This is a genomic window from Nonomuraea sp. NPDC050691 (assembly GCF_040654455.1).
Lineage (GTDB): Bacteria > Actinomycetota > Actinomycetes > Streptosporangiales > Streptosporangiaceae > Nonomuraea.
Map to the genome: position 1 here is coordinate 16,766 of NZ_JBFAIA010000111.1, position 10,670 is coordinate 27,435.

7 protein-coding genes are annotated in these 10,670 nt (G+C 74.0%); 5 read left to right on the forward strand and 2 right to left on the reverse strand.

Annotation, left to right across the window (positions count from 1 at the left end):
- Window positions 1-231: 231 nt before the first annotated feature.
- Both AB0H81_RS30265 and AB0H81_RS30270 read right to left on the reverse strand, forming a co-directional pair.
- A complete protein-coding gene (locus tag AB0H81_RS30265; protein WP_358381353.1) occupies window positions 232-519 on the reverse strand; it encodes an Lrp/AsnC ligand binding domain-containing protein in 288 nt (95 codons plus the stop codon).
- A 17-nt stretch (window positions 520-536) separates the two neighbouring features.
- Window positions 537-2,267 (reverse strand): DEDD exonuclease domain-containing protein, encoded by a 1,731-nt coding sequence (locus AB0H81_RS30270; protein WP_358381355.1) that lies wholly within the window; start codon window positions 2,265-2,267, stop codon window positions 537-539.
- Window positions 2,268-2,355: 88 nt separating this feature from the next.
- On the opposite strand from AB0H81_RS30270, the gene AB0H81_RS30275 reads away from it, so the two are divergent.
- From AB0H81_RS30275 to AB0H81_RS30295, 5 genes are all read left to right on the forward strand, one after another.
- On the forward strand, window positions 2,356-3,858 hold the full coding sequence (locus tag AB0H81_RS30275; protein WP_358381357.1) for a serine/threonine-protein kinase: 1,503 nt from the start codon (window positions 2,356-2,358) through the stop codon (window positions 3,856-3,858).
- On the forward strand, window positions 3,848-5,284 hold the full coding sequence (locus tag AB0H81_RS30280) for a serine/threonine-protein kinase (RefSeq protein ID WP_358381359.1): 1,437 nt from the start codon (window positions 3,848-3,850) through the stop codon (window positions 5,282-5,284). The genes AB0H81_RS30275 and AB0H81_RS30280 overlap by 11 nt, the downstream gene beginning before the upstream one ends.
- A gap of 793 nt (window positions 5,285-6,077) precedes the next feature.
- Entirely contained in the window at window positions 6,078-7,541 is a 1,464-nt protein-coding gene (locus AB0H81_RS30285; protein ID WP_358381361.1) for a hypothetical protein, read from the forward strand.
- 88 nt (window positions 7,542-7,629) lie between these two features.
- Window positions 7,630-9,744 carry a histidine kinase gene (locus tag AB0H81_RS30290; protein ID WP_358381363.1) on the forward strand — a complete coding sequence of 705 codons (2,115 nt, stop codon included), beginning with the start codon at window positions 7,630-7,632 and terminating at the stop codon, window positions 9,742-9,744.
- Complete coding sequence (locus tag AB0H81_RS30295; RefSeq protein ID WP_358381365.1) at window positions 9,734-10,387, forward strand: response regulator transcription factor; 654 nt, start codon at window positions 9,734-9,736, stop codon at window positions 10,385-10,387. The genes AB0H81_RS30290 and AB0H81_RS30295 overlap by 11 nt, the downstream gene beginning before the upstream one ends.
- Window positions 10,388-10,670: the final 283 nt, after the last annotated feature.

Here is a 10,670-nt window from a genome sequence, read left to right on the forward strand (position 1 = left end):
TGGCGCGCGCAGCCACGAGGCACGGGTGGCGCAGCAGCACGAAAGAGGGCGGCGCAGAGCGGACAACGCGGCGGCGGGCAGCGCAGAGGCGGATAGCCCGTCCGCGGACAGCGCAGAAGCGGAAGGGCGCGGCGGCGGGCAGCGCGGAAGAGGAAGGCACAGCGGGCGTGCAGCGCGGAAGGGCGGCCCCGGTCGGGTGGGCCGCCCGGTGGGATCAGTGAGGCCGGCGGATCAGTCGGACTCGGTGAAGCCGATCGAGAAGGCGGCGTCCAGGTCGTGCTTGGAGTAGGCCCGGAACGCGATGTGGGTCTCGGTGTGCAGGACGCCCGCGACCTTGTTGATGCGGCCCGGGACCACCTCGGCGATCTCCTCGTAGGCGGCCACCCGCACCATGGCCAGCAGGTCGTACTCGCCGGTGATGGAGTAGACCTCGCTGACGCCGTCGATCTCGGCGATCGTCTGGGCGACCTCCGGGATCCGGTCCACCTCGGCGTTGATGTGAACGATAGCCGTGACCATGGCCCAACTCTATCGGGTCACCGCAGGGGCCGTCCCTCGCGGGCGTGGGAGCGGTCGGCGGTGAGGGGGCGGTAGGCGAGCTCGATGCGGGCCTTGTGGCGGGCCGCCCCGTGGATCGGCAGCGCCCAGTCGCCGTCGACCTCCACCAGCCGCACCCCCGGCGACTCCAGCCAGCGCAGGATGCACTCCGTCTCCTCGGCGCTGGCCGCGTGGACCGGCCCCGCCCCCGGCAGGACGGTCTCGGCGCGGGACGCCAGCGACTCGACGAACGGCACGGGGTGGGCGCCGCGCGGCATGACCCCGGCCGCCGCGAGCCGGCCGTACCGGATGACGTGGATGTCCCAGCCGCCGTCGAAGGCGGGGCTGGCGGCGATGAGCTGCGGGATGCGCGTGATCGCGGACAGGCGCTGCATGCGCGCGGCGGTGCGGACGAACGCGGCCAGCCGGTCGCGGTCGACCGACGCCTCCTCGTAGCGCTGCTCGGCCGACAGCCGCTCCATGCGGGCGGTCACGGCGGCGAGGACGGGGGAGGCGTCGAGCGTCATGGCGCGGCGGGCCGCCTCGGCGTGCAGGGCGTACTCGGGCTGGCTCTGCCGCCCCTCGCAGGGCGCGCCGCAGCGGCCCATCTCCAGCAGCACGCACGCCGCCCGCCGGGTGCGCAGCGTCATCGGCTGGGTGCACTGGCGCAGCGGCACCGCCTCGTGCAGGGCGAGGCGGGCGTCGTCGGCGGAGCGGTTGCTGCCGAACGGGCCGAGGTAGGCGGCGCCGTCGTCCTTGAGCTCGCGCACGATCGACAGCCGGGGGAACGGTTCCTGGGTGAGCTTGAGCCAGACGACCTTCTCGGGGAAGCGGGAACGGCGGTTGTAGCGGGGCTTGGCGCCGCCGATGAGGCGCAGCTCCCGCACCTCGGCCTCTAACGCCGTGGCGCACACGATGTGGCGGACCCGTTCGGCGATGCCGATCATCTCGCGGATGCGGGGCCGGGTCTCGCTGGCGGTGAAGTAGGAGCGCACGCGGTTGCGCAGGTTGGTGCTCTTGCCGATGTAGAGCACCTCGCCGCGCTCGTCCTCGAACAGGTAGACGCCGGGGGAGTGGGGCACCGACTCGGCGAGGTGGCGCTTGCGCTGCTGCTCGGGGGTGGGGGCGCGGACGAACGACTTCAGCTCCTCCAGCGTGTGGACCTGGAACGATCCCGCCCGCTCGATCAGCCCGTGGAGGACGTGCACGGTGGCCCTGGCGTCCTGCAGGGCGCGGTGGCACGGATCGGCGGGGCTGCGGAAGAACCGGGCCAGCGTGGCCAGCTTGGCGTTGGGCGTCTCGTCGCGGGTCAGCACCCGCCGGGCCAGGTCGACGGTGTCGACGACCGGGTTGGCCGGCGGAGGGTAGCCGTGGGCGGCGCAGGCCGCCTTGACGAAGCGGGTGTCGAAGCCCGCGTTGTGCGCGACCAGCGTGGCGCCCTGGATGAACTCGAGGAAGCTCGGCAGCACCGCCTCGATGCGCGGCGCGGCCACGACCATGGCGTCGGTGATGCCGGTCAGCACCGAGATGAACGGCGGGATCGGGCTGCCCGGGTCGACCAGCGTGGAGAACTCGCCCAGCACCTCGCCGGCCCGCACCTTGACCGCGCCGATCTCGGTGATCCGGTCCTCGGCCGGCGAGCCGCCGGTCGTCTCCAGGTCGAACACGACGAACGTGACGTCACTCAGCGGGGTGCCGAGCTCGTCGAGAGTGCCTTGTACCGCGTCCACGATCCAAGACCATAGAGTCGGCCACCGACAGTTGTGCGTCCGCCCGACGAATATCCGTCCATCATGATCATTAGTTAGTCTTCCGGGTATGTCTGGCGGAAGACTCGCCGGCCGCTACTCCCTGATCCGCCCGCTCGGCGCCGGAGGCATGGGAAAGGTGTGGCTGGCCAGGGACGAGATGCTCGACCGCGAGGTGGCGGTCAAGGAGCTCACGCTGCCCGAGGGACTGCCCGCCTCGGAGCGGAACGAGCTGGTCACCCGTGCCGTGCGCGAGGCGCAGGCCACCGCCCGGCTGCGCCACCCCGGCATCGTGGCGCTGCACGACGTCATCGTCGAGTACGGCCGCCCGTGGCTGGTCATGGAGCTGCTGCGGGGCGGCAGCCTGTCCGACGTGGTCAAGCGGCACGGCCCTATGCCGCAGGAGCACGCGGCGCGGATCGGCGCCGACCTGCTGGAGGCGCTGGCCGCCGCCCACGCGCAGGGGCTGCAGCACCGCGACGTCAAGCCGGGCAACGTGTTCATCACGGACACGGGCCGGGTGGTCCTCACCGACTTCGGCATCGCCCGGCAGGAGGGGCAGGCCGCGCTCACCGAGCAAGGGCTGACGATCGGCTCGCCGGGGTTCATCGCGCCGGAGCGGCTGGACGGCGACCCGGGCGGCCCGGCCAGCGACCTGTGGTCGGTCGGGGCCACGCTGTTCTACGCGGTCGAGGGCCGCCCGATGTACGGGGGCACGGCGGGCGAGCGGATCACCGCGACGCTGACCACGCCGCCGCCCGAGGTCGGCGGCCTCATCGGCCCGGTGATCGCCGCGCTGACCGCGCGCCACCCGTTCACCAGGCCGGACGCGCGCGCCGCCCGCGACGCGCTCCGGCAGGTCGCGGCCGGCCAGCCGCCCCGCCTGACGACCACGCACGAGATCACCGCCCCCGGCCGGGTGCGGCGCCCCAGCAAGGGCCTCGTGCGGGGCGCCGTGGCCGCCGTGGCCGCGCTCGCCGTCGCGGGCACGGGCGTCTTCCTCCTGGTACGTCAGCAGGCAGACGGCCTCCCCGAGGCGTTCACCGTGCCGATGGACGCGTGCTCGGTGCTGCCGGGCGAGGACGTGGCCCGGCTCCTGCGGGTCCGGGAGGCCCCGGCCGGTCGGCGGAGCTCCGACAACGAAGGACCCACCTGCGGCTGGACCATCCCGAAGACCGGGATCGGTCTCCAGCTCCAGAAGGACTCCGACACGGCCGACCCATGGTCGATGACCCGGGCCTCGGCGCGCACCCTGTTCGAGAACCAGAAGGTCAAACGGGGTAGGTGGCCGGCTATCCACTGGACGTGGCCGGAGGTCGGCGCGCCGGGCACCAACAAGGCCACCCTCACCCCCGTCCACGTCGTGACGGGGGTCGGGGAGGAGGCGTTCGGCTACGAGCTGAAGGGGCCGACGGGCCGGATGCACAGCGCCCACGTCTACTTCCGGCTGGCCAACCTCGTGGTGCGGGTCGAGTACACCGCGCTGGGCGAACGGCCCACCGACGACGACATCAAGCGCACCGCGCTCGACGCGGCGCGGGCCACCGAGCAGGAGTTGCGCCGTGCGGGCTGACGCCTACCGGCTGGCCGGCCGCTACCGCCTGATCGAGCGGCTCGGCGAGGGCGGCGCGGGCACGGTCTGGCGGGCGGTCGACGAGATGCTCGACCGGCAGGTGGCGGTCAAGCAGGTCCGCGTGCCGCCGGGCCTGACCCCGCCAGAGCGGGCCGCGTTCGCCGACCGCGCCATCCACGAGGCCAGGTCCGCCGGGCGGCTGCGCGACCCGGCGATCGTCATGGTCCACGACGTGGTGCTGGAAGGCGACCAGCCGTGGATCATCATGGACCTGGTCACCGGGCGCTCGCTGGACAAGGTGGTCAAGGAGCGGGGACCGCTGCCGCCCGAGGAGGTGGCCCGCGTCGGGCTGCGGGTGCTGTCGGCGCTGGAGACCGCGCACATGAACGGCATGCTCCACCACGACGTCAAGCCGGCCAACATCCTGCTAGACGCCGACGGCTCGGCCATGCTCACCGACTTCGGCATCGCCGTGCCTCTGCACGGCCAGGACGGGACCGGCCCCACCTCGGGCGGCGGCTCGCTCGGCTACATGGCGCCCGAACGGCTGAACCAGCAGGCGGCCGGCTCCGCCTCCGACCTGTGGTCGCTGGGCGCGGCCCTCTACGTGGCGGCCGAGGGCAGGGCGCCGTTCGAACGGGCCATGCCGGCCGCCGTCGCGGCGGCGGTGCTGCTGCACGACCCCCCGTTCCCCGAGCGGGCCGGCCCGGAGCTCGGCCGGCTCATCATGGCGATGCTCGCCAAGGACCCGGCCACGCGCCCGGCGGCGGGCGTGGTCCGCGAGCGGCTGAGCGCACTCGCGGAACCGGCCCGCCGTCGCCGTTGGTGGCTCGCCCCGGTGGCGGCCGTGGCCGCCGTGCTGGTGGGCGTGGCCGGCTGGTACGGGGTCACGGCGCTCAAGGGGACGCCCGAGGCCGGGAGGTTCGCGACGGCGCCGGACCCGTGCGGGCTGGTCTCTGACGCCCGGGCCGTCGAGTGGCTGGGCGGGCCGGTGAGGCGGACGGCGACCCGGCAAGGCACGTGCGAGTGGAGGCTCGAGGGGTATTCCGATTCGCCGCGCACGCTCACCGTCCAGCTCTGGACCGAGCGGCCGGCCGGCGACCTCAGTGGGCCCGGGATCGCCGAACGCAAGTACGCCAGCGAGCGCGCCAGCAGGGCGGGCGCGAAGGGCACCGTCTTCCGCACCGTCACCGGCGACGGCCGGGACGTGACGGGGGTGGGTGAGGCGGCGTACGCGCAGACCTCGTTCGTGTTCGGTGTCACCCTGAAGGAGGGGATCAGCGACGACGTCGTGCTGTTCCGCCTGAGCAACCTCATGGGCCAGGTGACCCTGCGCCGGCGCGACGTGCCGATGAAGGACGCGGGGGGCGGCAAGGAGACGGCGCTCACGGCCGCGCGCACGGTGTCGGCGGCGCTCCGAGGGTGACCCCGCCGCGGCCCGGCAGCCGGCGAGCCGGCATCGGTCTCGCGAGTGCCGTGCGTCCCTCTCGGTGGATCGGCGAGTACCGGATCTCCGCTTTTACTAGCATGTTCAGTCGCATGTCATGACGAATCCCCAGGAGTCCTTCGTGAATGCCGGTAGCCGGAACGAGCCCCCGAACAACCCCGCCCCGGGGCCGGGCGGCCCGTCCGAGCCACCCGCCGGCCCTCCGTCCTCCCGGCCCGGGCCCCCGTCCCCGCAGCCCGGATCCCCGCCCCCTGGGTTCCCGCAGTCGGGGCCGCAAGGGTTCCCGCCGTCCGGGCCGCCGAATTTCCCGCCGTCCGGGCCGCAGGGGTTCCCGCCGCCCCAGCAGTCCCCGGCGCCCGCCGCGTTCACTCCGTGGGAGCCGCAGGCGGAGCCGTACGAGGGCCGCCCGGTCCCCCCGTCCGCCGGCGCACCGGCAGGTCCTTCAGCAGGACCTCCCGCCGGGCCGCCGTCCGGGCCCGCGTTCGGGGCGCCGGTCTGGCCTCCTCCCTCGCCGCCTTCCGCCTCTCCGTCCGGGCCGCCCTCGGGGCCTCCCGCCGGGCCCCCCTCGGGACCGCCGCCCGCCCCTCCGGCAGGGCCGCCCGTCTGGCCGGCCACCGGTCCCTCCGCCCCACCACCCGCCGGCCCGTACGGTGGCCCCTCCCAGGGAGCTCCGTCCGGTCCGTACGGCGCAGCACCCCCGGGCACCCCGTACGGTCAGAACGCTCATGGCCCCGGGTACGGTCAGGCGGCCGGGGACGGCGGGCCGGTCACCATGCCGTCGTCCGTCGGCCTGGACGTCGCCACCGGCGGCACCCCCACCCCCGGCCGTCCGAAGGCGCGCCGCCCCTGGGTGATGCCCGCCGTGGCGGCCGGCGTGGCGGTCCTGCTGGCGGGCGGGGCCGGCGGCGCCTACCTCGTGTACGGCAGGACGTCCGCCGGACAGGAGCCCGCGGCCAGGCCCTCCGACCAGAACGCGGGCCCCGTGCCCGGCCCCGACGTGTGCGCCATGCTGCCCAAGGAGACGGTCGACCGGCTCGTGCCCCAGGCGAAGATCACCGGCAGCTCGCGGGCCAACGACTACACGATCAACTTCGGCTGCACCTGGGTGAACCTGCGCATCTCGTACGGCGACTACTGGCGCAGCCGCCAGATCGAGATCAAGGTCGAGCAGCACCGCGGCGACGGCGCGAAGACCGGCAGGTCCATGGCGCAGAACTCGTTCGAGATCGACCACGGCGGCGCCAAGCTCGCCGAGACCGCCAAACCCACCCCGAAGAAGGGTGACAAGGAGTACACCTCCAAGGTCAGGGAGATCCAGGGGATCGGCGACGGCGCGTTCGCCCAGTACGTGTGGCGCCGGTCCGGCACCGTCCTGTGGTACTCCTACGGCCAGGCCCAGGCCCGGGTCGGTGACATGACCATCGAGGTCAGGTACCAGGCGGACCAGCAGCGCAAGGACGCCGCGATCCTCACCAACAAGACCGTCCAGTCGATCACCGAGGAGAACGCCATCCGCGAGGTCACCGGCCTCGTCGGTCAGATCGCCAAGGGCGTGGCCGCGTGGAAGGCGAAGCACCCCGACGTGCTCGCCGAGCCGCTCACGATCCCCTCGGCCACGCCCACGCTCCCGTCCGCCGGCCCCACGCCGTCGCCGACGCGGCTCGCGGCCATGCCCGCCGACTGCCTGGCGGCGGGGAAGGCGGCGAGCGCGCTGGTGCCGGGCGCCGAGACCAGGGCCATGGGCAGCACGACGGGCTCGGACGCGCAGACCGAGTGCCGCTGGCTCAACCGCAAGATCGACGCCGGTGGCGGCGTCACGAAGATCCGCAGCCTGCTGATCACCACGCACCGGTTCACCAACCGGGCGGGCGCGCCCGACGACGGCGCGGCCAGGACGTTCTACGCGGCCCGGCGCGGCTCCGGCAAGTCCATGGAGGACTTCTCCCCGAACGACGCGGACTGGGACAAGCTCGCCGACATCAAGGGGCTGGGCGACGCCGCCTACAGCCAGTACCTGGCCTACCGCCGGGGCGTGGTGTTCGCCGGCAGCACGACGGTGATGATCCGCAAGGGGGCGCTGGTCGTCGCGGTGGACTACGCGGGGCAGCAACATCGCGAAGACGAGCCCACCAACTCGCCGAAGGTCCGGCTCATGCCGGGCAAGGAGGCGCTCGCGGGGGCGCTCGCGGTTGCCCGTGCCTACATGGCGGGCCTGGAGGGCAAGCCCGGCAGCTGACCGCCTCGCCGTGCCTCGTCCCGGGACGTGAGGTCCCGGGACACGGTGTCCCGGGACAACGGGACACAAAACCGGCGACAATCCTCGAATGACGAAAACCGGACTGGCCGGGACGCCGGTGAGCACCGCCCGCCTCCCCGTGATCATGGCGATGGCGATGGCGCTCCTCGTGGCCGCGCTCACCGCCGGCACGGTCATCCTGGACGTGGTCAACGCCGGGGTCGCCGTCCCGCCGGGCGCCGACCTGGACGAGGTGAGCTGGCCGTACGCCGTGGCCGGGCTGGCCCAGGTGGTGCCCGGGGCGCTGCTGCTGCGGCGGCTGCCCCGTCATCCGGTCGCCTGGGTGCTGGTGCTGTCCGGGGTTCTGTGGGGGCTGAACGGCTTGTCCGCCGCGTGGGCGCTCCACGCCGTCTACGGCTCACCGGGGACTCCTGGGGCGGCTCTCGCGTACTGGCTGTACGCCCGGTTCGGGGCGATGCTGCTCGTCGGGCTGCCGCTGCTGATCCTGCTGTTCCCCGACGGCCGCCTGCCCGCCAGGAGGGGATGGCGGTGGCTGTCGCTGGCCAGCCTCGGGCTGACCGCGCTCCAGGCGGTGGTCTGGCTGCTCGTGCCGATGGCCGTGCTGAGCCGTCACTGGGCGGCCGTGCTGCCCGCCGGGATCGCCGCGCTCGACCTCGACCTGCTCAGCGTCGGCCTGCCGTACGAGGTGTGGCGGCCGCTGATCGGGGTGGCCCAGGCCGCGGTGCCGGTGAGCCTGGTGGTGCCGTTCGCGGTCATGGTGCACCGCTACCGCGCCGCGGACCCGGAGCGGCGGGCGCAGATCCGCTGGCTGACGTGGGCGGCGCTGGTGGACATGTTCGTGCTGCTGCTGCCGCTCGTGGCGCCGCCGGGCCTGCCGCCGATGCTGCTCTGCGTCGCGCTCGGGCTCACCTCCTGCGCGGTGCTGGTCGCGGTGACGAAGTACCGCCTGTACGACATCGACCGGCTGCTGCCGGCCACCTTCCTGTACGGCGTGCTCGCGGTCCTCGCCGTCGTCATCGACATCGTGGTGTTCACCGCGGCGGGAAGCGTGCTCGGGGAACGCGAATCGGCGCTGACCGCGATGGCGATCGTGGCGGTGGCCTACGCGCCGCTGCGCACCTGGCTGTGGCGGGCGGCGCGGCGGCTGGCCCGCGGGGCGCGCGACGACCCGTACGCCACGGTCTCCACGCTCGCCGAGCGCCTCGAACTCGCCACCGAGCCGGACGACCAGCTCCGCGCGCTGGCCACGACGGTGGCCGAGGCGTTCCGCCTGCCGTACGTGCGGGTGGAGATCGAGCGGCCCGGCGGCGTGCGGTCGGTGGTCGAGCACGGCTCGCCGCGCGGGCCGTCGGTGTCGCTGCCCGTCGCCTACCGCGGCGAGGCGGTGGGCCGCCTGGTGCTGTGCCGGGCCGACCTGACCGAACGCGACCAGCGGCTGCTCGGCGACCTCGTCCGGCAGGCCGCCGCGGCGGCGCGCGCCAGCGAGCTGAGCACCGACCTTCAGCGCATCCGCGCCCGGCTCGTCCTCGCCCGCGAGGAGGAACGCCGCAGGCTGCGGCGCGACCTGCACGACGGGCTCGGCCCCAGCCTCGGCGCGGTGGCGCTGCGCATCGAGACCGCCCGCAACCTCGCCGCGTCCGCGCCCGCGGAGTCGGACCGCATCCTGGAGCAGACCGCAGCCGAGGTCGCCACCGTGCTGGCCGACGTCCGCCGCCTGGTCCACGATTTGCGCCCGCCGGCGCTCGACGAGCTCGGCCTGCTGCGCGCCCTGGAGCAGCTGGCCGACCGCCTGCGCTCCACCGGGCCGCACGTGGCCGTGTCCGGAGACGGGCTCGCCGCGCTGCCGGCCGCGGTGGAGGTGGCGGCGTACCGTATCGTGTCCGAGGCGCTGGCCAACGTGATGCGGCACTCCGGCGCGGGGCGCTGCGACGTCACGCTCGGCGTGCGCGAGGGCGCGCTGGAGGTGCTGGTCCGCGACGACGGGCGCGGCATCGGCCCGGTCGTCGTCGCGGGGGTCGGCATGCTGTCGCTGCGCGAGCGCACGGCCGAGCTGGGCGGCGACTGCGAGGTGAGCTGCCCCGCGGAGGGCGGCACCCTGGTCCGCGCGAGGCTGCCGCTGACCCAGACCTCGGAGACGGCGGCCTTGGAGGAGACAGGTTTGGAGGCGACAGGTGTCCGATGAGCCGATCCGCGTGCTGCTGGCCGACGACCACCCGGTCTACCGGGACGGGCTGGCGGTGCTGCTGGGCTCGATCCCCGGCGTCGACGTGGTCGGCACGGCCGCGACCGGCCGCGAGGCGGTGGAACGGGCCGCCGCCCTGCAGCCGGACATCGTGGTCATGGACGTCACCATGCCCGACCTCGACGGCATCGAGGCGACGCGGCGGGTGGTCGCCGACAGCCCGCACATCGGCGTGCTCATGCTGACGATGTCGGAGGAGGACGCCACGCTGTTCGCCGCGATGCGCGCCGGAGCCCGCGGCTACCTGCTCAAGGGCGCCAACCAGGCGGAGATCGTCCGCGCGATCCAGGCGGTCGCCCACGGGGAGGCCATCTTCGGGCCGTCGGTCGCCCGCCGCGTGGCCGAGTACTTCTCCACTCCGGCCCCCGCGCCGGACGAGACCATGTTCCCGCAGCTCACACCGCGCGAGCGGGAGATCCTCTCGCTGATCGCCGCGGGCCGGTCCAACCCGCAGATCGCCTCGGCGCTGTTCCTGTCGCCGAAGACCGTGCGCAACAACGTCTCCAACATCTTCGCCAAGCTGCACGTCGCCGACCGGACCGAGGCCATCGTCCGCGCCCGCGACGCCGGCCTCGGCCGCTGAGATCCGCCGTTCTGGAACGGCCGGCCGGATTCTCCGGCATCCGGTCCGTACGGTCCTCTCGCCGCACCGTTCCCCGAGCCTCGATCCGCGGACGAGACCGGCACCGTACGAGAAGCCGGCGACCGAGCCCGCTCAGAAGAGGCCGGCCCTTTCATGTCACGAACCGGCCCTTTCATGTCACCGAGTACACAGGCTGGAGGCCCCGTCCTTCAGGGCGGGCAGGAAAGCCGGAACGGTCGGACACTCTGATCTCCTGGTTTTGTCGGTGACGGTCGGTAGGTTG